The sequence below is a fragment of the Pantoea agglomerans genome (assembly GCF_021397715.1).
In the GTDB taxonomy this organism is placed as follows: Bacteria; Pseudomonadota; Gammaproteobacteria; order Enterobacterales; family Enterobacteriaceae; genus Pantoea; species Pantoea astica.
The window spans coordinates 3,263,390-3,286,691 of sequence record NZ_CP090207.1; the positions used below are offsets into that span (position 1 = coordinate 3,263,390).

Annotated in this window: 24 protein-coding genes; 12 read left to right on the plus strand and 12 right to left on the minus strand. The window is 54.3% G+C overall.

Annotated features, from left to right (window positions below; translation table 11 throughout):
- Positions 1–46: 46 nt before the first annotated feature.
- Positions 47–1,495: a tRNA uracil 4-sulfurtransferase ThiI gene (thiI, locus tag LZU96_RS15675; RefSeq protein ID WP_233985122.1), complete on the minus strand. Its 1,449-nt coding sequence runs from the start codon at positions 1,493–1,495 to the stop codon at positions 47–49.
- Between the two features lie 232 nt (positions 1,496–1,727).
- On the opposite strand from thiI, the gene xseB reads away from it, so the two are divergent.
- The 4 genes from xseB (at position 1,728) to LZU96_RS15695 (ending at position 5,817) form a co-directional block, all read left to right on the plus strand.
- A complete protein-coding gene (gene xseB / locus LZU96_RS15680; RefSeq protein WP_094120180.1) occupies positions 1,728–1,970 on the plus strand; it encodes an exodeoxyribonuclease VII small subunit in 243 nt (80 codons plus the stop codon).
- Complete coding sequence (gene ispA / locus LZU96_RS15685; RefSeq protein ID WP_233985123.1) at positions 1,970–2,869, plus strand: (2E,6E)-farnesyl diphosphate synthase; 900 nt, start codon at positions 1,970–1,972, stop codon at positions 2,867–2,869. The genes xseB and ispA overlap by 1 nt, the downstream gene beginning before the upstream one ends.
- Before the next feature lie 19 nt (positions 2,870–2,888).
- Positions 2,889–4,754, plus strand: coding sequence for a 1-deoxy-D-xylulose-5-phosphate synthase (gene dxs, locus LZU96_RS15690; RefSeq protein ID WP_233985124.1), 1,866 nt, complete (start codon positions 2,889–2,891; stop codon positions 4,752–4,754).
- Positions 4,755–4,842: 88 nt separating this feature from the next.
- A complete protein-coding gene (locus LZU96_RS15695; protein ID WP_233985125.1) occupies positions 4,843–5,817 on the plus strand; it encodes an aldo/keto reductase in 975 nt (324 codons plus the stop codon).
- A gap of 79 nt (positions 5,818–5,896) precedes the next feature.
- On the opposite strand, the gene pgpA is transcribed toward LZU96_RS15695, so the two are convergent.
- The 6 genes from pgpA to nrdR form a co-directional block, all read right to left on the minus strand.
- A complete protein-coding gene (pgpA, locus tag LZU96_RS15700; protein WP_233985126.1) occupies positions 5,897–6,391 on the minus strand; it encodes a phosphatidylglycerophosphatase A in 495 nt (164 codons plus the stop codon).
- A complete protein-coding gene (gene thiL, locus LZU96_RS15705) occupies positions 6,381–7,358 on the minus strand; it encodes a thiamine-phosphate kinase (RefSeq protein WP_233985127.1) in 978 nt (325 codons plus the stop codon). The genes pgpA and thiL overlap by 11 nt, the downstream gene beginning before the upstream one ends.
- Before the next feature lie 55 nt (positions 7,359–7,413).
- Entirely contained in the window at positions 7,414–7,833 is a 420-nt protein-coding gene (gene nusB / locus LZU96_RS15710) for a transcription antitermination factor NusB (RefSeq protein ID WP_094120174.1), read from the minus strand.
- A gap of 19 nt (positions 7,834–7,852) precedes the next feature.
- Positions 7,853–8,323 (minus strand): 6,7-dimethyl-8-ribityllumazine synthase, encoded by a 471-nt coding sequence (gene ribE / locus LZU96_RS15715; RefSeq protein ID WP_094120173.1) that lies wholly within the window; start codon positions 8,321–8,323, stop codon positions 7,853–7,855.
- 91 nt (positions 8,324–8,414) lie between these two features.
- Positions 8,415–9,518, minus strand: a complete 1,104-nt coding sequence (ribD, locus tag LZU96_RS15720; protein WP_233985128.1) for a bifunctional diaminohydroxyphosphoribosylaminopyrimidine deaminase/5-amino-6-(5-phosphoribosylamino)uracil reductase RibD — start codon at positions 9,516–9,518, stop codon at positions 8,415–8,417.
- Between the two features lie 3 nt (positions 9,519–9,521).
- Complete coding sequence (nrdR, locus tag LZU96_RS15725) at positions 9,522–9,971, minus strand: transcriptional regulator NrdR (RefSeq protein ID WP_009091750.1); 450 nt, start codon at positions 9,969–9,971, stop codon at positions 9,522–9,524.
- Positions 9,972–10,157: 186 nt separating this feature from the next.
- On the opposite strand from nrdR, the gene lysM reads away from it, so the two are divergent.
- Together lysM and LZU96_RS15735 are read left to right on the plus strand one after the other, a co-directional pair.
- Positions 10,158–10,595 carry a peptidoglycan-binding protein LysM gene (lysM, locus tag LZU96_RS15730; protein ID WP_233985129.1) on the plus strand — a complete coding sequence of 146 codons (438 nt, stop codon included), beginning with the start codon at positions 10,158–10,160 and terminating at the stop codon, positions 10,593–10,595.
- Positions 10,596–10,611: 16 nt separating this feature from the next.
- Positions 10,612–11,181: a DUF3251 domain-containing protein gene (locus LZU96_RS15735; RefSeq protein ID WP_233985130.1), complete on the plus strand. Its 570-nt coding sequence runs from the start codon at positions 10,612–10,614 to the stop codon at positions 11,179–11,181.
- A gap of 61 nt (positions 11,182–11,242) precedes the next feature.
- Here the strand turns inward: LZU96_RS15735 and secF are convergent, their stop codons facing one another.
- The 4 genes from secF to tgt are packed head-to-tail and all read right to left on the minus strand — an operon-like array spanning position 11,243 to position 15,575.
- A complete protein-coding gene (secF, locus tag LZU96_RS15740; protein ID WP_233985131.1) occupies positions 11,243–12,211 on the minus strand; it encodes a protein translocase subunit SecF in 969 nt (322 codons plus the stop codon).
- Between the two features lie 10 nt (positions 12,212–12,221).
- The gene (gene secD / locus LZU96_RS15745) at positions 12,222–14,069 is read right to left on the minus strand and encodes a protein translocase subunit SecD (RefSeq protein ID WP_233985132.1); all 1,848 of its coding nucleotides are present in this window, start codon (positions 14,067–14,069) and stop codon (positions 12,222–12,224) included.
- A 25-nt stretch (positions 14,070–14,094) separates the two neighbouring features.
- Positions 14,095–14,427 carry a preprotein translocase subunit YajC gene (yajC, locus tag LZU96_RS15750; RefSeq protein ID WP_031374695.1) on the minus strand — a complete coding sequence of 111 codons (333 nt, stop codon included), beginning with the start codon at positions 14,425–14,427 and terminating at the stop codon, positions 14,095–14,097.
- Positions 14,427–15,575, minus strand: a complete 1,149-nt coding sequence (tgt, locus tag LZU96_RS15755; protein WP_233985133.1) for a tRNA guanosine(34) transglycosylase Tgt — start codon at positions 15,573–15,575, stop codon at positions 14,427–14,429. The genes yajC and tgt overlap by 1 nt, the downstream gene beginning before the upstream one ends.
- A 283-nt stretch (positions 15,576–15,858) precedes the next feature.
- On the opposite strand from tgt, the gene LZU96_RS15760 reads away from it, so the two are divergent.
- Genes LZU96_RS15760 through LZU96_RS15770 form a run of 3 tightly spaced genes read left to right on the plus strand, consistent with a single transcriptional unit; the run spans position 15,859 to position 18,654 of the window.
- The gene (locus tag LZU96_RS15760) at positions 15,859–16,218 is read left to right on the plus strand and encodes a GtrA family protein (protein ID WP_233985134.1); all 360 of its coding nucleotides are present in this window, start codon (positions 15,859–15,861) and stop codon (positions 16,216–16,218) included.
- Entirely contained in the window at positions 16,215–17,138 is a 924-nt protein-coding gene (locus LZU96_RS15765; protein WP_233985135.1) for a glycosyltransferase family 2 protein, read from the plus strand. The genes LZU96_RS15760 and LZU96_RS15765 overlap by 4 nt, the downstream gene beginning before the upstream one ends.
- A 28-nt stretch (positions 17,139–17,166) precedes the next feature.
- A complete protein-coding gene (locus LZU96_RS15770) occupies positions 17,167–18,654 on the plus strand; it encodes a hypothetical protein (protein WP_233985136.1) in 1,488 nt (495 codons plus the stop codon).
- A 579-nt stretch (positions 18,655–19,233) separates the two neighbouring features.
- Here LZU96_RS15770 and queA read toward each other — a convergent pair.
- Complete coding sequence (gene queA, locus LZU96_RS15775) at positions 19,234–20,304, minus strand: tRNA preQ1(34) S-adenosylmethionine ribosyltransferase-isomerase QueA (protein WP_233985137.1); 1,071 nt, start codon at positions 20,302–20,304, stop codon at positions 19,234–19,236.
- Positions 20,305–20,407: 103 nt separating this feature from the next.
- On the opposite strand from queA, the gene LZU96_RS15780 reads away from it, so the two are divergent.
- The 3 genes from LZU96_RS15780 (at position 20,408) to LZU96_RS15790 (ending at position 23,274) form a co-directional block, all read left to right on the plus strand.
- On the plus strand, positions 20,408–20,989 hold the full coding sequence (locus LZU96_RS15780) for an ACP phosphodiesterase (RefSeq protein WP_233985138.1): 582 nt from the start codon (positions 20,408–20,410) through the stop codon (positions 20,987–20,989).
- A gap of 206 nt (positions 20,990–21,195) precedes the next feature.
- Positions 21,196–22,008 carry an inositol monophosphatase family protein gene (locus LZU96_RS15785; protein ID WP_233985139.1) on the plus strand — a complete coding sequence of 271 codons (813 nt, stop codon included), beginning with the start codon at positions 21,196–21,198 and terminating at the stop codon, positions 22,006–22,008.
- Positions 22,009–23,274 (plus strand): histidine-type phosphatase, encoded by a 1,266-nt coding sequence (locus LZU96_RS15790; protein ID WP_409520439.1) that lies wholly within the window; start codon positions 22,009–22,011, stop codon positions 23,272–23,274.
- Positions 23,275–23,302 lie beyond the last annotated feature (28 nt).

Here is a 23,302-nt window from a genome sequence, read left to right on the forward strand (position 1 = left end):
CAGGACGGTGATCGTCCCGACTGGCGTTGTTACCGGCGGAGAAGCCCTACGGGCGGTAAACTTTAACGTTTTTAAAGCCCTGCTCATGCAGATAAAGCGCCTGCAGACGACTCATCACGCCGCGATCGCAATAGAGCAACCAGGTACGGTTCTGATCGAGATCGCCAAACTGGCTGCTGAGCTTATAAAACGGCAGCGATTTAACCTCAGTCGCACTGAGCTTGAGCGGATTCTCTTCCTGCTCATCAATCGCCCGAATATCCAGCACGATATCGTTATCGCCCAGCGAGGCCACAGTTTCAACTTCCACCACCTCTTCTTCGGTCTGCTCAGCGATGGTACGGATATCGACGTTGGTCGCCTCTTCCACTACCCGATTGAGAATAGCGAAGTCGAAATTCTGCTCCTCTGCCTCAATCTTCGCCTTAACCGCTTTCACCGTCGGGCTTTTTGAGATCACGCCGCAATACTCCGGCATGGTGCTGGCAAAATCTTCAGTACCGATCTCACGCGCCACCTTGATGATGTGCTCTTTATCATGCGAGATCAGCGGACGCAGAATCAGGGTGTCCGAGGCGTTATCGATCAGGCGCAGGTTAGTCAGCGTCTGGCTGGAGACCTGGCCGACCGCTTCACCGGTCACCAGCGCCTGCACGCCGTAGCGCTCAGCAATGATGGAGGCGGCACGCACCATCATGCGTTTCAGCACCACGCCCATCTGGCCATCATCCACTTTTTCCAGGATTTCACCCACCACCGGCTCGAAATTGATCGCCACAAAGCGAACCCGATGCGAACGGCCAAAGCGATTCCACAGGTAGTGCGCGACCTGACGAACGCCGATTTCATGCGCTGCGCCGCCCAGATTAAAGAAGCAGTAGTGCACGCGGCTGCCGCGACGCAGCAGCATATAGCTGGAGACGCCGGAGTCGAAGCCGCCAGAAATCAGCGACAGCACATCTTCCTGAGTGCCGATCGGGAATCCGCCCAGCCCTTCATAGCGCGCCGTCACCAGCGTCAGCCGGTTCTCTTCCACTTCAAGATTGACCGTCACGTCCGGGTTTTTAAGCTGAACGCGCGCGCTTTCGATGTGCTGATTCAGTCCGCCACCGACATAACGTTCCACATCCTGTGAACTGAAGCTGTGCTTACCGCGACGCTTAACGCGGACGCAGAAGCTTTTTCCTTCCAGGCTGTCGCGGTACTGGGCTAAGGTCTGCTCAAAGATATGATGAATATCGGTGTATTCGCGATCTTCTACCGCTAAAACGTGGTGGATCCCTGGAATGCGCGTCAGCTCATCAGGAATAATCTCCCCGAGCGCCGGATTTTTAGAACGCACTTCAATATGATCCCAATAGCGCACGACCGCGATATCCTCACTGACAGTCTTAAGGACATTGCGGATATTGCTGGCAAGAATCTTAATAAAGCGCAAACGCACCGACGGACTCTTGATGGTGATTTCAGGAAATAACTTGATGATAAACTTCATGGCGACACAGCTTCGTTGGGCAAATAAGTGCTAAAACAGGCAGCACTTAGCTGGTAAAATCACAAAATTGCGGGCTGCATGGCGCAACCGCATCCGAGGCGCAGGAGTATATCACCTTTGTCAGGTGACTGCTTCTTCAACAGCCGCCGCATTGATTATTTTGCTAATCATTTGGTCTCAGCTACCATGACCGATTGCAGGATAATGTCCCAACCGTGAGTCGACCCAAAATATGCCGAAAAAAGCCGAACAGCCAGCCAGCTTTGAAACGTCATTGCAGCAGCTGGAACAGATTGTCAGCCGTCTGGAAAGTGGTGAACTGCCGTTGGAAGAGGCACTGAATGAGTTTGAGCGGGGCGTGCAACTGGCGCGTACCGGTCAGCAAACGTTGCAACAGGCTGAACAGCGTGTGCGCATTTTGCTGAGCGACGATAAAGATGCCGAACTCACCTCTTTTACCCCGGAAAACGACTAATGGATTTTGCCCAGATGCTGAATGGGTATCACCAGCAGGTGAATGCCGCATTGACGCGCTTTATAGAGCCACTCCCTTTTCAGAGTTCTCCTCTGGTTAATGCCATGCATTATGGGGCATTATTAGGCGGTAAACGCCTGCGCCCTTTTCTGGTTTATGCCACCGGCGAAATGCTTCATGCCGACCCGGCGAGTCTGGATGCGCCCGCTGCGGCGGTTGAATGCATTCACGCGTACTCTCTGATTCATGACGATCTCCCTGCGATGGACGACGACGCACTGCGTCGCGGGCAGCCGACCTGCCACATTAAGTATGGCGAAGATACCGCGATACTGGCCGGCGATGCCTTACAGACGCTGGCCTTCTCGATTCTGACCGATACGCCAATGCCGGGCGTCAGCGCAGAGTATCGGCTTATGATGCTGTCGGAACTGGCGCAGGCCAGCGGCGTGGCGGGGATGTGTGGCGGTCAGGCACTGGATCTGGCGGCAGAGGGTCAGTCGGTGGATCTGGTTCAGCTGGAGCAGATTCATCGCCATAAGACCGGCGCGCTGATTCGCGCCGCAGTGCGGCTGGGTGCGCTGGCGGCAGGCGAAACGGGTCGGGCAGCTTTACCGGCACTCGACCGCTATGCTGAGGCTATCGGCCTCGCCTTTCAGGTACAGGACGACATTCTGGATGTGGTGGGCGATACCGCGGTTATCGGAAAACGTCAGGGAGCCGATCAACATCTCGGCAAAAGCACCTATCCTTCACTGTTAGGGTTAGAACAGGCCCGTGCTAAAGCGCGGGATTTGTATCAGGAAGCCCTTGATGCATTAGAAATTCTCGCAGCGCAATCCTATAACACCACAGCATTGCAGGCGCTGGCGAGCTTCATAATTGAACGCGACAAATAACTTCCATAATGAGTCTCTGATGAGTTTTGATATTGCAAAATACCCGACACTGGCGCTGGCAAATACGGTTCAGGAGCTGCGCGCCCTGCCGAAAGAGAAGTTGCCCGCGCTCTGTGATGAACTGCGTCAGTATCTGCTAGACAGCGTGAGCCGCTCAAGCGGCCACTTTGCGTCGGGTTTAGGCGTGGTCGAACTGACGGTTGCGCTTCATTATGTCTACAACACCCCGTTCGACCATCTGGTCTGGGATGTGGGTCATCAGGCTTATCCGCATAAAATCCTGACCGGTCGTCGCGATCGCATTGGCACTATTCGCCAGAAAAATGGCGTGCATCCGTTTCCCTGGCGCGGCGAAAGTGAATATGACGTGCTGAGCGTCGGCCACTCGTCAACCTCAATCAGCGCGGGTCTCGGCATGGCGGCGGCGGCAGAGCGCGAAGGCCTGGGTCGTCGCACCGCCTGTATTATCGGCGACGGTGCCATCACCGCGGGCATGGCATTTGAAGCGATGAACCACGCGGGCGATATCAAACCAGACATGCTGGTGATCCTGAACGATAACGAGATGTCGATCTCGGAGAACGTCGGCGCGCTGAACAATCGCCTGGCGCAGATCCTGTCGGGCAAAACCTATGCGCGACTGCGCGAAGGCGGAAAGCGCGTGCTGACCGGCCTGCCGCCGATTAAAGAGCTGGTGCGCCGCACCGAAGAGCATCTGAAAGGCATGGTGGTGCCGGGTACGCTGTTCGAAGAGCTGGGCTTTAACTATATCGGTCCGGTCGACGGTCACGATGTGCTGACGCTGGTCAATACCCTGAGCAACATGCGCAGCCTGAAAGGGCCGCAGTTCCTGCACATCATGACCCGAAAAGGCAAAGGCTACGCGCCGGCAGAAGAAGATCCGATCGCCTGGCATGCGGTACCGAAATTTGATCCCGCCAGCGGCGAACTGCCCAAAAGCGCAGAAGGCTTGCCGAGCTACTCGAAGATTTTCGGTAACTGGCTGTGCGAAATGGCAGCCGACGATCCGAAACTGATGGCGATCACCCCCGCGATGCGTGAAGGCTCCGGTATGGTCGGCTTCTCACGCGAATATCCTAACCAGTATTTTGACGTGGCGATTGCTGAGCAGCATGCAGTGACCTTCGCGGCCGGGATGGCGATTGGCGGCTACAAACCGATCGTTGCCATCTACTCCACTTTCCTGCAGCGCGCCTACGATCAGCTGATCCACGACGTGGCTATCCAGAAACTGCCGGTCCTGTTTGCTATCGATCGCGGCGGCATTGTTGGTGCCGATGGTCAGACCCATCAGGGCGCGTTTGATCTGGCCTATCTGCGCTGCGTGCCGGATATGGTGATCATGACGCCGAGCGATGAGAACGAATGCCGGCAGATGCTCTACACCGGTTATCACTATCAGGATGGTCCAAGCGCGGTACGTTATCCGCGCGGCACCGGCATCGGCACGCCGCTGGCACCGTTGCAAAGCCTGCCGCTGGGTAAAGGCGTGGTGAAGCGTCAGGGCGAAAAACTGGCGATCCTCAACTTCGGTACGCTGTTACCGGAAGCGGCTGCCGCAGCAGAAGCGCTTAATGCCACGCTGGTGGATATGCGCTTCGTTAAGCCGCTGGATGAGGCGCTGATCGCTGAGCTGTCGGCCAGTCACGAAGCGTTGATTACGCTGGAAGAAGGCGCCATCAAAGGCGGCGCGGGCAGTGGCGTCAACGAACTGGTGATGGCGAAGCGTCTGCGCATTCCGGTTCTGAATATCGGCCTGCCTGATGAGTTCATCCCGCAGGGTACGCAGGACGAAATCCGTCATGACTATCTGCTGGATGCAGAAGGTATTCAGCAACAGATCGCCAGCTGGCTGGCGCAGTAATCCCCTCCTCTGCGCTCCCCTCGGGGAGCGCAACCCTTGCTATGCTTATTCTCTGCTAAAAATCATGCGCTATGCCGCTGGAGCCATTATGAAAACCATTCAACTGGGTAATACCGATCTGCAGGTTTCGCGTCTCTGTCTCGGCTGTATGACCTTTGGAGAGCCGACCCGCGGCAATCACGCCTGGACGCTGCCGGAAGCGAGCAGTCGTCCGCTGATCCAGCAGGCGCTGAATGCCGGCATCAACTTTTTTGACACCGCCAACAGCTACTCCGATGGCAGCAGTGAAGAGATCCTCGGCCGGGCGCTGAAAGACTTTGCCCGCCGCGACGAGGTAGTGGTCGCTACCAAAGTCTACTTTCCGCTGAGTAACCTGTCGCAGGGCCTGTCGCGCCAGAATATCCTGCAATCGATTGATGACAGTCTGCAGCGCCTGGGAATGGAGCATGTCGATCTGCTGCAAATCCACCGCTGGGATTACGACACGCCGCTGGAGGAGACGCTGGAAGCGCTGCACGATGTGGTGCAATCCGGCAAAGCGCGCTATATCGGTGCCTCATCGATGCATGCCAGCCAGTTTGCTCAGGCACTTACGATGCAGAAGGATCGGGGCTGGCATCGCTTCGTCAGCATGCAGGATCAGTACAACCTGATTCAGCGTGAGGAGGAGCGTGAAATGCACCCGCTCTGCCTGCAGGAACAGATCGCCGTGCTGCCGTGGAGTCCGCTGGCGCGCGGCAAGCTGACCCGTCCGTGGGGCGAAACCACCGCGCGTTCCAGCTCAGATAAGGTGATGGAATCACTGTATGCCAACACTGAAGAGAACGATGCGGCGATCGCGCAACGGCTGGCGCAGGTCGCTGAGGATAAAGGGGTTAGCCGGGCGCAGGTAGCGCTGGCATGGCTGTTGAGTAAGCCAGCCGTCACCGCACCCATTATTGGTGCTTCGCGAGCTGAGCAGTTTGATGATTTGGTGAGGGCGGTAGAGGTGACGCTGAGTGAAGCTGAGATTGCCGCGCTGGAAGAGGTCTATCAACCGCATCAGGCGGTCGGATACGAGTAAACGCTGACGCGCGCACCTTAACCGCGGAGTTAAGGTGCGCGGCAATAACGGCATTCCATGCGGGATGCCAACAACCGTCTTAACCGGCCAGCCAGACCCCAAAGCCATACAGCATCGCCGCGGCAATCACGCCGGCAATAATATCGTCAACCATGATGCCCATACCGCCATGCACGTTGCGATCGAACCAGCGTATCGGCCAGGGTTTCCACATATCCAGAATGCGGAACAGCACAAAGCCGCCCAGCACCCACTGCCAGCTGTTAACCGGGATCGCCATCAGCGTGATCCACATGCCGATAAACTCGTCCCAGACAATGCTGCCGTGATCGTGTACGCCCATATCTTTGGCGGTACGATGACAGAGGTAAACGCCGACGCAGATCCCCACCAGCACCACCAGCGAGTAAAGATCCTGCGGCAGAGATGTCATCAGCCACCAGAAGGGAATCGCCGCCAGCGATCCCATGGTGCCAGGCACCACCGGGCTGAGTCCGCTGCCAAAACCGGTCGCCAGCAGATGCCAGGGATTGCTCATCCGCAGCCGGCCTTTTGCCACGTCGTTATTTAGCATCAAAGTGATCAAACCCTTTATGGCGGAACGTCGCTGGCTTGCCGTTTTCCAGCAGCAGCAGCCCTTCCGACTCCGGTGCCATCTGACCAATGCAGGTATAAGGCACGCCAAGATGACCCAGCGCCACGTCCAGCGCGCCGCGGTTCACCTCAGGCACGGTAAAGCAGAGCTCATAATCTTCGCCGCCGCTCAGCGCCCAGCGTAACACCTGATCGGGCTCGAAGTGATCGCGTAGCGCGGCAGAGAGCGGTAACGCGTCGAGGTTTAGCCGCGCGCCACAACCGCTGGCTTTCAGCACATGACCGAGGTCAGAGATCAACCCGTCAGAGAGATCCACCGTCGAGGAAGCCAGAGAGCGCAGCGCCTGCCCCTGCAGAATGCGCGGCATCGGCCGCAGATGGCGTTTAATCAGCGCTTCATGCACCGCCGGATCGCTGATACGGCAGTGATGTTGCAGCAGCGCCAGACCGGCCGCACTGTCACCCAGCGTGCCGGTGACGTAGATCCAGTCACCCGGTTTTGCGCCCGAACGTTTCAGGGCGCGGCCCTGCGGCACCAGGCCATGAATCGCCAGCGTCAGGCTCAGCTGGCCGCGCGTGGTATCGCCGCCCACCAGCTGCATATCATAATATTCCAGCAGCTCGAACAGGCTTTCGCTGAACGCAGAGAGCCAGCTCTCATCGACCTGCGGCAGGGTTAAGGCCAGCGTCAGCCACGCCGGATCGGCGCCCATCGCGGCGAGATCGCTGAGGTTAACCGCCAGCGCTTTGTAGCCTAAATCGGCAGGATGGATATCCCGTAAGAAATGCACGCCCGCGACCAGGGTATCGGTGCTGATCGCCAGCGTCTGTTTTTCCGGCACGCTAAGTAACGCACAATCGTCGCCGATGCCGAGTTCGACGTCACGACGGCTGCGCGTTCTGCGGTTGAAGTAGCGTGCGATGAGTTCAAATTCACCACAAGACATAATTGCGTTCCGCTTAACCCTTTATGAAAAAAGGCCGGCAAGCCGGCCTTTTTGTTTATTTGCGATGGGGTCGAATCTGTGGACCGGCTTTATCCAGTACGCCGTTAACAAATTTATGGCTGTCTTCAGCGCCGAACACTTTCGCCAGCTCAATCCCTTCGTTGATGGCCACTTTATAGGGCACATCATCGCGTTTGCTCAGCTCATACAGCGAGATACGCAGGATAGCTTTTTCGACCTGGCCCAGCTCTTCGAGCTGACGCGACAGGTAAGGCTTCATCAGTCCATCCAGATACGCACTGTTGGTCGCCACACCGGACAGCAGTTCGCGGAAATAGCTAATGTCGACGTCTTTGACGTCTTGTTCCGCCAGAAACTGGTATTCCACATCGGCAATGTCGTTGTTAGACAACTGCCAGGAGTAAAGCGCCTGAACAGCGCACTCACGGGCGCGACGACGAGCAGCAGGTTTCACAAAATTCCCCTTACAAAAATCAGGCTTTAATGGCTTTCAATACGTTGATCATTTCGAGCGCAGTCAGGGCCGCTTCGGCACCTTTATTACCGGCTTTGGTGCCAGCACGCTCAATGGCCTGCTCGATATTTTCGGTGGTCAGCACGCCGAACGCGACTGGAATCTCGCTGTTCATGGCGACGCTGGCGATACCGGAGCTGGCTTCACCGGCCACATATTCGAAGTGAGCGGTGCCACCACGAATCACGGTACCCAGTGCAATAACGGCGTCATACTTGCTGGTTTTTGCCAGCGCGCGCGCTGCCAGAGGCAGTTCATACGCGCCAGGAACCCAGACTACGGTGATATTGTCATCTTTGACCTGGCCAATACGTTTCAGGGCATCAACTGCACCATCCAGCAGGCTGTCATTAATGAAGTTGTTAAAACGCGCAATAACGATGGCAACATTGGCCTCAGGCGTTGCAACAGCAGCTTCGATAACGTTCATACTTATCCTTTCAGGGGGTTTGTTTGGCCCCGCGCAGGGGGGCGGATTCTATCATACTCTTCGGCGGCGTGCTCTCGCTTTTCCGTCCGTGTTATTGCGGCGTCAGGGTCAGGCGTAAATCCTCGCCGACCTGACGAACGTCGCGGAAAACAAAGTTCGGCGCATCGGCCAGCCGATCAAGGCCCGGCAGCTGGCACAGGCCGCGACCCTGGTCGCCAAGTAACTTCGGTGCCAGATAAACAATCAGTTCATCCGCCAGTCCGGCCTGCAGCAGCGCGCCCGCCAGGCTGGCACCCGCTTCGACCCAGACGCTGTTCACCTGACGCTGACCCAGCAGCATCATCATCGCCACCAGGTCCAGCTGCTGTTCGCGCAGCGGTACCGCGATTTGCGTGACGCTGGCAGGCCACGACTGCTGATCGGGTTGATGGCGCATCAGCCAGGTTTCGCCCGGCTGGTCAATCAGGCGATGCTGCGGTGTCACCCGGTTCTGGCTGTCGATGATCACCCGCAGCGGCTGCCGCAGTTGCTGCTCATCCAGTAATGCTTGGGTGTCGGCGTTGAGTTCGGACCAGCGCACCGTCAGTGAGGGATCGTCAGCCAGCACCGTGGCGCTGCTGCTGAGGATCGCGGCGCTTTGCGCCCGTAACCGCTGAACATCACGACGCGCGGCCGCTGAGGTGATCCACTGGCTTTCGCCATTCGCCATCGCAGTGCGACCATCCAGCGAGGCACCCAGTTTGAGCTGGATCCACGGGAAACCGGTACGCATCCGCTTCAGGAAACCGCGGTTCAGGGCTTCCGCTTCGTCCATCATCAGCCCATGACTGACCGCAATCCCGGCCTGATGCAGACGGTGCAGACCGCGACCGGCAACCTGCGGATTGGGGTCCTGCATCGCCGCGACTACCCGGCTGACACCGGCGGCGATCAGCGCATCGCTGCAGGGCGGCGTGCGGCCATGATGGCTGCATGGCTCCAGCGTGACATAGGCGGTCGCGCCACGCGCTTTTTCACCGGCCATCCGCAGAGCATGGACTTCAGCATGGGGTTCACCGGCACGCTGATGCCAGCCCTCGCCCACCACCTGACCGTCGCGTACGATCACACAGCCGACGTTCGGATTCGGCATGGTGGTAAAACGGCCGCGCCGCGCCAGTTCCAGCGCGCGCGCCATATAGATTTCATCGGTCATCGCTTAATCCTGTAACCGGGCGATCTCTTCGCCAAAATCACGTATATCTTCGAAACTGCGGTAAACCGAGGCAAAACGAATATAGGCGACTTTATCGAGCTTTTTCAGCTCATCCATCACCAGATTGCCAATCAGTTTGCTGGGAATTTCGCGTTCGCCGGTGGCGCGCAGCTGGGTTTTAATGTGGTTTACCGCGCTCTCAACCGCGTCGGCACTAACCGGACGCTTCTCAAGCGCCTTCATCATCCCGCTGGCCATTTTGTCTTCATTGAAAGGTTCGCGTACGTCATTACTCTTCACCACGCGCGGCATCACCAGTTCTGCCACCTCAAAAGTGGTAAAACGCTCATGACACATCAGACACTGGCGGCGGCGTCGCACCGACGATCCTTCACTAACCAGACGAGAATCAATCACTTTGGTGTCCACAGCGGAGCAGAATGGGCAATGCATGACGTTTCCTGACGCGAGAGAAATGGGCCTGACAGTGTAGCGCGAACTGCCGATCAACAAAATCTCTTCCGTGCGTTTGCAGGATTCACCTCGCAGCATAAACAGTGGTAAATTTCACCTGCGGCAAAAGGGACTACGCTTAATGAGCTGCAAGTAAAATAATTTACCTGACACATTGGAGGTTTTATGGGTTTGTTCAATTTCGTGAAAGAAGCGGGTGAAAAGCTGTGGGATGCCGTGAATGGCGGCGATGACCAGAGTAAAAAATTGCAGGATCACATCAATAAGCTCGGCCTGCCGGACAGTGACAAAGTGAATGTGAAAGTGGATGGCGACACCGTTACAGTCAGCGGTGATGGCCTGTCACAGGAGCTGAAAGAGAAGATTCTGGTTGCCGCCGGCAACGTAGCGGGCATCACCAAAGTGGAAGACAAGGTGACCGTGAACGACAGCGCAGCCGAGTCGGAACTCTACACGGTGAAAAAAGGCGACACGCTGAGCGCTATTTCAAAACAGGTTTATGGAAATCCTAACGAATACAACAAGATTTTCGAAGCTAACAAGCCAATGCTGTCGCATCCTGATAAGATCTATCCTGGCCAGGTTTTACGCATTCCAAAATAAGCGACAAGGATAACTTATGATCAGGACGGTTTGGGCGCCAGCAGCACTTTCACTGGCGTTACTGAGCGGTTGTAGTACCCCGGTGACGAACCCGCAGGTTAAACAGTTGCATCAGGAAGTGAGCCAGCTTAATCAGCAGATGCAGCACTTAACCACCCAGGCGAGTGCGCTGGAGATTCAGGGGCAGCTTAACAGCCACTCAACCAACGGCGCATGGCTGGTGCCGCAGGCGAATACCCCGGTGGCGTTGCAAACTCAGCTCGGCACGCTACGGCTGACGCTGTCGCCGGTGGTGGCAGAAGCCAGTGGATCGCGGGCTACGCTGTCGATCCGCTCGATGGGCGATCAACCGTTGCCTGCGCTGCACGCGACGGTAATCTGGGGCGTACTGGACCCGGCAACCGGCAAGCCGCTTAACAGCGACAGCCTGAGCCAGACCATTGCCGTTCCCGCCTCGCTGTTACCGCAACACTCAGCGGATGTTCCGCTGCGGCTGAGTGGCCTGACGCCGGATCAGCTGGGATATCTCCGAGTGCACGATGTGACCGCTGACTCACCGACTCAAACCACTCCTGCTGCGCCTTAACCGGCGCAAATAAAAACGGGCGACCCTCACAGGCCGCCCGTTTTTCATCACTCTGCCACGCTTACGGCAGAATAGAAGGCTGATCCGCGCCCTCTTTTTCGACTTTCTGCACCAGCATATGTTCACGCTTCATGCCCAGCTTCAGCGCCAGCGCCGACGAGACATAAATCGATGAAATCGTACCGATGGTCACACCGATCAACATGGTCAGTGAGAAGCCTTTCAGCAACGCGCCACCAAAGATGAACAGGATGAGGATCATCGCCAGCGTGGTCAGTGAAGTAATCAGGGTACGGCTTAACGTCTGGGTCAGCGACACGTTGGTAATGTCGTAAGAGCTGCCGCGGCGAATCTTGCGGAAGTTCTCACGAATACGGTCGGAAACCACGATTTTATCGTTAAGCGAGTAGCCAATCACCGACATCAGCGAGGCGACAATCGTCAGGTCGATCTCAATCCGGAACAGCGCCAGCAGGCCGCAGGTGATGATCACGTCATGCGCCAGCGCCAGTACGGTACCCAGCGCCAGACGCCACTCAAAGCGAAAACCGATATAGATCAGAATCGCAACCAGTGCCGACAGCAGCGCCATCGCACCCGCCTGCGCCAGATCGCTACCGACGCTCGGGCCAACGAACTCGATACGCTTCACGGTGGCGTTCTGCTGGGTGGTCTGGTTAATCACCGAAACCACTTTGTTGCCTAACTCGGTGCCTGCCGGTCCGCTGACCGGTGCCATGCGCACCATCACGTCACGGCTGCTGCCAAAGTTCTGCACCAGCGGCTCGTCAAAGCCCGCTTTCACCAAATCACCACGCAGCGTATCGAGATCGGCCGGTTTTTCCAGCGCGATCTCAATCACCGTACCGCCGGTGAAATCGAGTCCCCAGTTGAAGCCACGGATGCCGACAATGGCAATCGCGGCGATAATCAGCAGACCTGAGATGATGAAGGCCAGCTTATCCCAGCGCATAAAGTCGACGACTTTACGCCCGTGGTTCAACTGCTCAATGTTATATTCCTGTGCCACAACGCACTCCTCAGATAGACAGCTTGTTGATGCGTTTGCCACCGTAAACCAGGTTAACAATGGCACGGGTACCGACGATCGCGGTGAACATTGAAGTCGCGATACCAATTGCGGTGGTAATCGCAAAGCCTTTGATCGAACCGGTGCCGACCGCGTAAAGAATAATGACTTTGATCAGGGTGGTCACGTTCGCATCGACAATACTGGAGAAGGCGCCTTTATAGCCCTCATGAATCGCCTGCTGAACCGAGCGCCCGTTACGCAGCTCTTCTTTAATACGTTCGTTAATCAGTACGTTAGCATCGACTGCCACCGCCAGCGTTAACACAATACCGGCAATACCCGGCATAGTCAGGGTCGCGCCAGGCAGCAGTGACATAACGCCGACAATCAGCACCAGGTTCACCAACAGCGCACTGGTCGCAATCAGACCAAACTTCTTGTAGAACACCACCATAAACAGGATCGAGGCGAGCAGGCCCCACAGGCAGGCTTCCAGACCCTGAGTAATGTTTTGCTGACCCATGGTCGGGCCGATGGTGCGCTCTTCCACAATCTGGATTGGCGCAATCAACGCACCGGCACGCAGCAGCAGCGACAGTTGACGCGCTTCGTTCGGATTGTTGATGCCGGTGATGCGGAAGCTGTTACCGAGGCGAGACTGGATGTTAGCGACGTTAATCACCTCTTCCTGTTTCACCAGAATCGAACGGCCATTGGCATCTTTTTTACCGCTGTCTTTGTACTCCACAAACAGGGTCGCCATCGGCTTGCCGATGTTGTCCTTGGTGAAGTTAGACATGATGTTACCGCCTGCGCCATCCAGTGAAATGTTCACCTGTGGCTGGTTGTACTCATCCATGCTGGAGGTCGAGTCGGTGATGTGGTCACCGGTCAGGATCACCCGCTTGTAGAGCACCACCGGCTGGCCGTCACGCATATCTTTGACTTCAGAGTCACCCGGCACCCGTCCACTGGCCGCCGCGGTAGGATCAACGCTGGTGTTAACCAGACGGAATTCCAGCGTCGCGGTCGCACCCAGAATCTCTTTCGCGCGGGCCGTGTCCTGAATCCCTGGCAGCTCAACCACAATGCGATCGGAACCCTGACGCTGCACCAGCGGTTCGGCTACGCCCAGCTGGTTCACACGGTTACGCAGGATAGTAATGTTCTGCTGAACCGCATATTCACGCGCTTCGCTCAGGCGCGCATCGCTCATGGTAGCGCGCAGCGCATCGTTGCCGCTGCTGTTGATCACCAGGTCCTGATGACGGGAGGTCAGCCAGGAGACAGCAGCATCACGGCTGGCGGCGTCACGGAAACGAATTTCCACGCCGTAGTTCGCGATTTTGTTGACGTTGGTATAAGGAATATTTTTGGTGCGCAGATCGCTACGCAGCGTATCGGCATTCTGCTCCTGCAGCTTGCCTAAGGCGGTATCCATGTCCACTTCCATCAGGAAGTGCACACCACCACGCAGATCGAGACCGAGTTTCATCGGTTCCGCTGACAGCATCGTCAGCCAGCGCGGCGTGGCCGGTGCCAGGTTCAGCGCCACGACGTAGTCTTCACCCAGCGCTTTCATGATCGCTTCACGGGCGCGCAACTGCACGTCGGTGTTAGCAAAGCGCGCAGTAATCGCCCCGTTTTCCAGCGCAACGGATTTGCTCTGGATATTGTCTTGTTTTAATGCGGACTGAATGTGATCCAACGTCTGCTCACTGGCGGCGCTTCCGCGCGCGCCAGTGATTTGAACGGCCGGATCCTCACCATAGAGGTTGGGAAGCGCATACAGCAGGCCGACGAGAATCACGACGACCAGCATCACATACTTCCACAAAGGATAACGATTTAACACGGCAGTTCCCTTAGGGAAGATAGAATTACAGCGCCTTCATAGTACCTTTCGGCAGAACGGCAGCGACGAAATCACGTTTAATGACCACTTCATTGGTCTCATTCAGCGCGATAGAGACGTAGCCAGTGTCAGACACTTTTGTTACGCGACCTACCAGGCCACCGCTGGTCAGCACTTCATCGCCCTTTGAGATGGAATCCATCAGCTTCTTGTGCTCTTTCGCACGTTTCTGCTGCGGACGCAGGATCATGAAGTAAAAAATCAGACCAAACACCACCAGCATGATCACCAGAGAATACGGACTTCCCTGCGACGGTGCGCCTGCTGCGGCCACGGCGTCAGAAATGAAAAAGCTCATTAAATTTCCCTCATAGATGAATTATCAGACGTTAAAGGCGGAACTTCTTTGCCCGTCCGTTGGTAGAACTCGTTTACAAAGCGCTCTAATTTACCCTCTTCGATGGCCTGGCGTAAACCTGCCATCAGGCGCTGGTAATAGCGCAGATTGTGAATCGTATTGAGACGCGCGCCCAGTATTTCGTTACAACGGTCCAGATGATACAAGTAGGCGCGGCTGTAATTGCGACAGGTGTAACAATCACATTCCGCATCCAGTGGTGCGGTGTCATCTTTGTATTTCGCGTTGCGGATTTTCACCACACCGTCAGTGACAAAAAGATGGCCGTTACGCGCGTTGCGGGTTGGCATCACACAGTCGAACATATCGACGCCGCGACGGACCCCTTCCACCAGATCTTCAGGCTTACCGACACCCATCAGATAGCGCGGTTTATCCTGCGGCAGCTGCGGGCAGACGTGCTCAAGAATACGGTGCATGTCCTGTTTAGGCTCACCCACCGCCAGGCCGCCCACAGCGTACCCATCAAAGCCAATCTCTACCAGACCTTTCACCGACACATCTCGTAAATCTTCGTAAACCGAGCCCTGGATGATACCGAACAGCGCATTTTTGTTACCCAGGCTGTCAAAACGGTCACGGCTGCGTTTTGCCCAGCGCAGCGACATCTCCATTGAACGTTTGGCATAGTCCCAGTCCGCCGGGTACGGCGTACATTCGTCGAAGATCATGACGATGTCGGAGCCGAGGTCATACTGAATCTCCATCGACTTTTCAGGATCGAGGAAAATGGCGTCGCCGTTGATGGGGTTACGGAAGTGCACGCCCGCTTCGGTGATCTTGCGGATGTCGCCCAGGCTGAAGACCTGGAAACCGCCCGAATCCGTCAGGATCGGCCCTTTCCACTGCATAAAGTCATGCAGGTCGCCATGCAGTTTCATGATCTCCTGGCCGGGACGCAGCCAGAGATGGAAGGTATTGCCCAGAATGATCTGTGCGCCGGTCTCCTGCACTTCTTCCGGCGTCATGCCTTTTACCGTGCCGTAGGTACCGACCGGCATAAACGCCGGGGTTTCCACCACGCCGCGATCAAAAACCAGACGGCCACGGCGCGCGCGCCCGTCTGTGGTATCAAGTTCAAATTTCACAAAGCCTCCACCGGAGAAACAGTCCGATGTCTAATTAAACGTGGCGCATGATAACAACCACAGAAGCTGCTATACAAGCCAGCCAGTCACCCGATCGGGGACGCCGTCATTGTATTACAGGATTTATCGATTTCTGCGCAATTGTGTCAATTTTTTGTCACAAATTTGTCACACTTAAAACATAAGGGAGCGGGTTTTCAGAAGATGCACCATCTTTCCAGGAGTTCTTGATCATGGCCTCATCCAGTGACAAAATCCTCCGACTTTAACTATGGACACAAGAATGTTTAATCTGTTCGCGCGGTATACAACCGTAGGCATAATCAACACGCTAATTCACTGGCTGACTTTTGCAATTTTCTACAAGTCTGGTCAGCCTCAGGCACTTGCTAATTTCATCGCATTCTGTGCAGCTGTAACATTCTCCTTCTTTGCAAATGCAAGATGGACGTTCAGCACTGAAGCGACGACGATCAGATACATCATGTATGTTTTCTTCATGGGGATAGTTGCCATCATGATTGGATCATACTCTGACAGATTACACGTCCCTCCTGTCATGACGTTGTTTGTATTCTCATGCGTAAGCCTGGTGTGTGGTTTTTTTTATTCTAAGTTCATAATATTCAGGAAGAAAAAATGAAAATATCTCTTATTGTCCCTGTTCTCAATGAAGAGGAAGCGATACCTATTTTCTATTCAGCAGTGAGGGAGTTAGACCAGTTCAAAGGGAAAGATGTTGAGATAGTATTTATTAATGACGGCAGTTCAGATGGCACCGAAAGCATTATTAATCGCCTTTCATCTGAAGATGACCTTGTTAAGGCCATATCTTTCACAAGGAATTTCGGCAAAGAGCCAGCGCTTTATGCGGGACTGGAATTTGCCACCGGTGACGCCATCATACCTATAGATGTTGATCTACAGGACCCTATCGAAGTCATTCCTGAGCTTATCGCTAAGTGGCAAGAAGGTTATGATGTCGTTCTTGCAAAGAGAGCAGACAGAAGCTGTGACAGCTACCTGAAGCGTAGAACTGCATCAGCTTTCTACAGGATGCACAATAAAATAAGCAATCCAAAAATAGAAGAGAATGTCGGCGACTTCCGCCTTATGTCGAAAGACATTGTGAAAAGCATTTTGCGCCTTAAAGAAAGAAATATTTTCATGAAGGGTTTACTTAGCTGGGTCGGAGGAAAGACTGCTGTCGTTGAGTATCGCCGGGAAGACCGGGTGGCTGGAAAGAGTAAATTCAATGGCTGGAAGTTGTGGAACCTGGCGCTAGAGGGGTTTACATCTTTTTCAACTTTCCCACTTCGTATATGGTCATACATAGGATTGACTGTGGCCGGTCTTTCTTTCTTTTATGGATTATTCATGATTTTTGAAAAGTTAGTATATGGAAATGCGGTGCATGGATATACGTCCATTATGGTTTCAATACTTTTCCTCGGCGGTGTTCAGTTGATCGGCATCGGCGTTCTGGGTGAATATATCGGAAGGATATATATCGAATCAAAAAGGAGACCAAAGTTTATTTTAAAAAACAACACAGATAAATAAATCATTTAAATTATCGGACTCCCTTATAATGACAAACACAGAACAGAATAAATCATACCTATTTTTTTTAATTTCAACATTTTCACTTATTTTATCAATATATACCTCTGGCAAGTACTTTACGCTTGATGCAGATACAATAAACTCTGCATTAGTCTGGGGAGAAATAGAAAGAAGCGGATTTCATGCAATAAAAGAATGGATCCCAACTGATGACAATTGGTATCTCTCAGTATACCCTATTCATTTTATTATTTATAAAATATTCGGATATGAGTCAATAAACACTCTTATTGCAATATCATCTCTACAGGTCTTCACTTGCGCCATTATATCATTCCTGATATTAAGCAAAATAACATCAAATAAAAACTCTATCTTTATAGTTCCTTTTTTATGTTTCCTCCCTTATTTTTGTTACAAGGTTGGATTTATCTCCCATCCATTTTCTCATAACACATCGAATCTTTATGGTCTTTTGTTAATTTACGTAAACCTGCGAATAAATCGTAAGATTTTAGCATCCATAATCTCCTCACTAATAATATTGATTGCTGGCGTCTCTGATCCCTGGTATATTGCATCATTTGGTATTCCTTTTTTATTGTACCAACTTTTAAGTGACAGCACGGATAAAAAAAATAAATTCATCCCTTCTACAATAGCACTCATTTCCTTATTGATTTATTTCAGCCATATAATCCAGAACTGGCTCGCAGTGCCTTTATCCCATTTTCATCTGGCCAGCATTGAAGTAATAAAATCCAATATATATTGGTATGCGTATGGGATAGGTTCTATGTTAAACTTATTCTACGCTGACAATGAAATTTCAAGGATTGCATCATTTGTCGTTATCATGACCCTTGGCGTTTATGGTTTATACAAATTATATTTCGCTGAAAAAAACGCAATATCTTTCTTACTTGTTATGAGTGTGGCAGGGATATCTGGAGCTTATATATTGGGCTCCCCAGAAAAACAATACTATTCCGCCAGGTTCTTAGTAAACATAGTTTATGTATTTTATATAATATCTTTTTTTATGATATTATCAAAGCATGGTTCAAAACATCTTTACATTATTGCAATTTCATTTATTTCCATCTCTTCCTTAGTTGTTCATTTGAAACAAAATAGTGACAATCTTGTCTCCTCTGCCGAATCTCAAGTTAAATTCATGGAACAAAACGGCCTGAATTATGGCTTTGGTCCATATTGGTCGGGTAATCCAAACGTCGTAAACTGGCTTTCGAAAGGGGAAATTGATTTCAGCCCTGTTATATTTAGAAATGACAATGGCTTTATTGATTGGAATACCCCCCATGCTCAATCTTTCAGAAACAAAATTAAACCTGGAAATAAGAAAACATTCATAATGTTATCTTCTGATGGCGAGTCATGCTCAAATATAGATCTATGCATTGATGGCATCAATAAACAATATGGAAAGCCCGATACAATCATAAAGTACCAAAGTTCTCTTTTCTACGTTTATGATAAAGGGTTAAATTAACATCTTATCCTGTCATTTATTAAAGGGGCTTAACGCCCCTTTTTTATGCATCATGATATGCTTTTTTTAATATTTCTGTCGAGATAGGCAGGAAACCTCTGCACCATAAATATATCAGGTTAGTTGCTGATACCTACTCTTTTACTGACGAAAAACCAGTTAGAGGATATGATATAGAAAAGGTCCTGAAGAGAATCCCTGATAGCCTTAACGCCTCCCCGCTTCCAAAAAAGTTAGCCATCCCCATCAACACCTTTTCAGAATGCTAACCTAAATTCGATGCAGATAAAGTACACTTCACCACAGCAGCGGCTGTTCAGATTCAGTGTGGCCGCGAAGCAGGCCGGATAATACCTGTGGTTGATAAGGGAATAAGAGAATTGGGTTTATGCAAAGGTAATTTGCATTGACCCTGTAACGGAACCGACATAGCAGTTTTTTTCTGTCATAACCTTCCCACCCGGCGAGCATTCCGTCTTGCGCGCCATTGAGCAGCAACTGGTCTGGTGCGCGCGACGCGGCAAGTAACACATGTACTGCCTGAATACCACGCGGCGCAACAGGTCATGGGTTAATAAATCAGTCGCCAACTTTTTCCAGCGGCGCCTGCGGATTTTTGCTGATAAACATCGCGTCACCATAACTGAAGAAACGATATTGCTCAGCCACGGCAGCGCGGTAGGCTGCCATGGTGTGCTGGTAACCGGCGAACGCCGAGACCAGCATAATCAGGGTAGATTCGGGCAGGTGGAAATTGGTGATCAGCGCATCGATCACCTGATAGTGGTAGCCCGGATAGATAAAAATCTGGGTATCGTCGAAGAACGGCGCAATCAGTGCATCCTGACTCGCTTTGGCCGCGCTCTCCAGCGAACGTACCGAAGTGGTGCCGACCGCGACCACCTTATTGCCGCGCGCCTTACAGGCCAGCACCGCATCCACCACCTCCTGCGGCACTTCCGCATATTCGGCGTGCATATGATGCTCTTCAATGTTGTCGACGCGCACCGGCTGGAAGGTTCCGGCCCCGACATGCAGCGTAACAAAGGCCATCTCAACGCCCTTCTCTTTCAGCGCCTGAAGCAGCGGTTCATCGAAGTGCAGACCGGCGGTCGGGGCCGCGACGGCACCCGGACGGGCGCTGTAAACGGTCTGATAAAGCTCGCGGTCAGCCTCTTCATCCGGGCGATCGATGTAAGGAGGCAGCGGCATATGACCGACGCTGTTCAGGATATCGAGCACCGCACGCTCATCGTCAATCACGATCTCGAACAGCGCATCGTGGCGCGCCACCATGGTCGCTTTAACGCTCTCATCTTCACCCAGCAACAGGGCGGCGCCCGGCTTAGGCGCTTTTGAGGCGCGCACATGGGCCAGCACGCGCTTGTCGTCAAGCATCCGCTCCACCAGCATTTCGATTTTGCCGCCGCTGGCTTTACGACCAAAGACGCGCGCCGGGATCACGCGGGTGTTGTTGAACACCAGCAGATCGCCTGGATTGAGCTTATCCAGCACGTCGGTGAAGACACCGTGCGTCAGTGCGCCGCTGGGACCATCGAGCGACAGCAGACGACAGCCGCTGCGCTGCGCCTGCGGATAGTGGGCAATCAGGGATTCGGGCAATTCAAAAGCAAAATCGGCGACACGCATGAAAGAGTTCTTTCTCAGGCAAAAACAGGCGGCACAGTTTAGCGGAAAATCGACCAATTCTGAACAACTGGCTGCGCAAAGGCAGTTCAGCCTATAATGCAGCATGAACTTTCTTGCACATCTCCATCTGGCCCAACTGGCTGACAGCTCGTTGCTCGGCAATTTAATGGCTGATTTTGTCCGGGGTAACCCGCACCAGCACTGGCCCACGCCGGTGGCGGACGGTATTCTGATGCATCGCCGGCTCGACGTGATGACCGATGCGCTGCCAGAAGTCCGCCGTGCCCGTCAGCTGTTCCGCCCGGAAACCTACCGCGTCGCCCCGATCACCCTCGATGTCATCTGGGACCATTTTCTCGCCCGTCACTGGCCGCAATTCACTCCCGACCTGACCCTGACGCAATTTTCGGCCGCCGCCGAGCGCGAAATCATGCCGCAGCTGGCGGCGACGCCCGAACCCTTTCAGCAACTGAACGCGGTGATGTGGCGCGAGCGCTGGTTTGAGCACTATGCCGAGCCTGCACGTCTGGAGCGAGTGCTGCAGGGTATGGCCAGTCGCCGCCCGCGCCTGGCGGCGCTGCGCGACTCTTATCAGGATTTCACGGAAAATTACGATCAGCTCGAAGCGCTGTTTTTCATTTTTTATCCGCGTTTAATGGCGCTGGCGACGGCCAGAACGCTGTAAAACCTGATTCTCTTCTGTCAGCCGGCGGCTGCCGGCCATTAACGCACAAAAAAGCGGGCTGACCGCCCCTTCCCCATCTTGCCATCGCGTCTCATCTGCGGCTTAATGAAGCCTTTCTTAACAATAGTTAAGCAAACCACACAGCCAGAACGCCTGTTCAGGCGCGACTTCCGTTCGCTATGGCAAAAAAATCATAAGAGGGAAAGATGTCATCCGCTTCGCATTCTGAAATTGACGCGCGTTATCGTTACGCCTGCGACATCGCCCGTGCGGCGGCCAGCCGGGCTTATTCCTGGTATCAGCAGCGTCAAAACCTGGTGGTGGAACACAAGAGGGATCTGCAGGACGTGGTCAGCGAAGCCGATCGCAACGTCGAAGCCTTAATCAAAACGCTGATTGAGGAGCGCTTCCCGGAGGATGCCGTTTACGGTGAAGAGAGCGGCGGCGAAATGGGTCATGCCCGGTTTATCTGGGTCGTCGATCCGATTGACGGCACCGCCTGTTTCGTTAACGGCCTGCCTAACTGGTGCGTTTCACTGGCGGTGGTGTGTGACGGTGAACCGGTGATTGGCGTGGTATGCGATCCCAATCATCAGGAGCTGTTCCATGCCCGACAGGGCCAGGGCGCATGGGTCAATGAGACCCGGCTGCAGGTTCACGCCGCGCAGCAGCTCAACGAAGGCTTGCTCGGCATCAGCAACTCCAGCCGCACCGGCGCGGAAAGCGTCACCCGACTGATCGGCGGGCTGATTCAACAGGGCGGGATGTTTATCCGCATCGGTTCCGGCGCGCTGACCAGTGCCTGGACGGCGGCGGGCCGGCTGATTGGCTACTACGAAGCGCATATGCATCCTTGGGATAGCCTGCCGGGTATCGTGCTGATGCGCGAGGCGGGCGGCATGACCAACGATTACCTCGCTAACGACGGCCTGAAAAACGGCAATCCGGTATTGCTGGCGAACGCTGCACTCTATCCACAGATCAAAGCGCTGACCGGCAATCGCGCGCTGGATGAATAAATGATGCGTAACCGGTGGCGCGGCTGGGTGTTAACGCTAAGTTCACTCTGGCTGCTGAGTCTGCCGCTGCAGGCGGCACCGCAGCCCCACTACCAGCTGGAGAAAGTGGTTGAGCTGAGCCGCCACGGCGTGCGGCCACCGACCCCCGGCAACCGGAAAGAGATCGAAGCCGCCAGCCAGCAATCCTGGCCGGTGTGGTCAACGGCGGATGGCGAGCTGACCGGTCACGGTTACAGCGCCGTAGTCAACAAGGGGCGCTGGCAGGGCGAGCACTATCGCCAGCTCGGTTTGCTGCCGGCTGGCTGTCCCTCCTCAGCCGAGGTCTATCTGCGCGCCAGCCCGCTCCAGCGCACCCGTGCCACCGCTCAGGCGATCGCTGACAGCGCGTTTCCGGGCTGCGGCGTGCCAATCCATTACGTGGCGGGTGAGATTGATCCGCTGTTCCAGAGCGATAAGCTGGAAATCGCAAAAACCGATCCCGATCGGGAGTTAGCGGCAAAGCAGCAGAAAGCGGGCGATCTGGCACAGCTACAGCAGCAACTGCAGCCGGCGATTCAGCAGCTGAAAGCGGCGGTCTGCCCACCCACCGATCGCTGTGATTTTTTTGATCGGCCATGGCAATTCAAACAAACCCGCAGCGGCAACACCTATGTTCAGGGGCTGAGCGTGATGGCCAGCATGGTGGAGACGCTGCGGCTGGGTTACAGCGAAAATCTGCCGTTCGATCAGCTGGCGTGGGGACATATCACCCGTGCGGCGCAGATCACCTCGCTGCTGCCGCTGCTGACCGCCAATTATGATCTCAGCAACGACCTGCTCTATCAGGCGCAGCGTCGGGGCTCAATTCTGCTTAACGCGATGCTGACTGAAATGACCAGCACAACCTCTTCTACCCGCTGGCTGATTCTGGTGGCGCATGACACCAATATTGCGATGGTGCGTACGCTACTGGGATTTGACTGGCAGTTGCCCGGCTACGCCCGTGGCAATATCCCGCCCGGCAGCAGCCTGGTGCTGGAGCGCTGGCGCGACAGCCAGAGCGGCGAGCGTTTTCTGCGGCTTTACTTCCAGGCGCAGAGCCTGGATGGCCTGCGGCAGTTACAGCCGATTGATGATACACAGGGTTTATTACGTCAGGAGTGGCATCAGCCAGACTGCAGGATCACCGATGTCGGCCTGCTTTGCCCTTATCAATCGACGCTGACGCAATGGCAAAAACGGCTGGACAACAGCGCCACGATGCCGGTTTCGGTCAGATTACCCTGATCCTGCGGCTAATCAAATTTACGCCGCT

What these genes read in the sequence shown, in the direction of transcription:
- thiI (WP_233985122.1), bottom strand. Translation starts at nt 1,495, where the DNA reads ATGAAGTTTATCATCAAGTTATTTCCTGAAATCACCATCAAGAGTCCG.
- xseB (WP_094120180.1), top strand. Translation starts at nt 1,728, where the DNA reads ATGCCGAAAAAAGCCGAACAGCCAGCCAGCTTTGAAACGTCATTGCAG.
- ispA (WP_233985123.1), top strand. Translation starts at nt 1,970, where the DNA reads ATGGATTTTGCCCAGATGCTGAATGGGTATCACCAGCAGGTGAATGCC.
- dxs (WP_233985124.1), top strand. Translation starts at nt 2,889, where the DNA reads ATGAGTTTTGATATTGCAAAATACCCGACACTGGCGCTGGCAAATACG.
- LZU96_RS15695 (WP_233985125.1), top strand. Translation starts at nt 4,843, where the DNA reads ATGAAAACCATTCAACTGGGTAATACCGATCTGCAGGTTTCGCGTCTC.
- pgpA (WP_233985126.1), bottom strand. Translation starts at nt 6,391, where the DNA reads ATGCTAAATAACGACGTGGCAAAAGGCCGGCTGCGGATGAGCAATCCC.
- thiL (WP_233985127.1), bottom strand. Translation starts at nt 7,358, where the DNA reads ATGTCTTGTGGTGAATTTGAACTCATCGCACGCTACTTCAACCGCAGA.
- ribE (WP_094120173.1), bottom strand. Translation starts at nt 8,323, where the DNA reads ATGAACGTTATCGAAGCTGCTGTTGCAACGCCTGAGGCCAATGTTGCC.
- ribD (WP_233985128.1), bottom strand. Translation starts at nt 9,518, where the DNA reads ATGACCGATGAAATCTATATGGCGCGCGCGCTGGAACTGGCGCGGCGC.
- nrdR (WP_009091750.1), bottom strand. Translation starts at nt 9,971, where the DNA reads ATGCATTGCCCATTCTGCTCCGCTGTGGACACCAAAGTGATTGATTCT.
- lysM (WP_233985129.1), top strand. Translation starts at nt 10,158, where the DNA reads ATGGGTTTGTTCAATTTCGTGAAAGAAGCGGGTGAAAAGCTGTGGGAT.
- LZU96_RS15735 (WP_233985130.1), top strand. Translation starts at nt 10,612, where the DNA reads ATGATCAGGACGGTTTGGGCGCCAGCAGCACTTTCACTGGCGTTACTG.
- yajC (WP_031374695.1), bottom strand. Translation starts at nt 14,427, where the DNA reads ATGAGCTTTTTCATTTCTGACGCCGTGGCCGCAGCAGGCGCACCGTCG.
- LZU96_RS15760 (WP_233985134.1), top strand. Translation starts at nt 15,859, where the DNA reads ATGTTTAATCTGTTCGCGCGGTATACAACCGTAGGCATAATCAACACG.
- LZU96_RS15765 (WP_233985135.1), top strand. Translation starts at nt 16,215, where the DNA reads ATGAAAATATCTCTTATTGTCCCTGTTCTCAATGAAGAGGAAGCGATA.
- LZU96_RS15770 (WP_233985136.1), top strand. Translation starts at nt 17,167, where the DNA reads ATGACAAACACAGAACAGAATAAATCATACCTATTTTTTTTAATTTCA.
- queA (WP_233985137.1), bottom strand. Translation starts at nt 20,304, where the DNA reads ATGCGTGTCGCCGATTTTGCTTTTGAATTGCCCGAATCCCTGATTGCC.
- LZU96_RS15780 (WP_233985138.1), top strand. Translation starts at nt 20,408, where the DNA reads ATGAACTTTCTTGCACATCTCCATCTGGCCCAACTGGCTGACAGCTCG.
- LZU96_RS15785 (WP_233985139.1), top strand. Translation starts at nt 21,196, where the DNA reads ATGTCATCCGCTTCGCATTCTGAAATTGACGCGCGTTATCGTTACGCC.
- LZU96_RS15790 (WP_409520439.1), top strand. Translation starts at nt 22,009, where the DNA reads ATGATGCGTAACCGGTGGCGCGGCTGGGTGTTAACGCTAAGTTCACTC.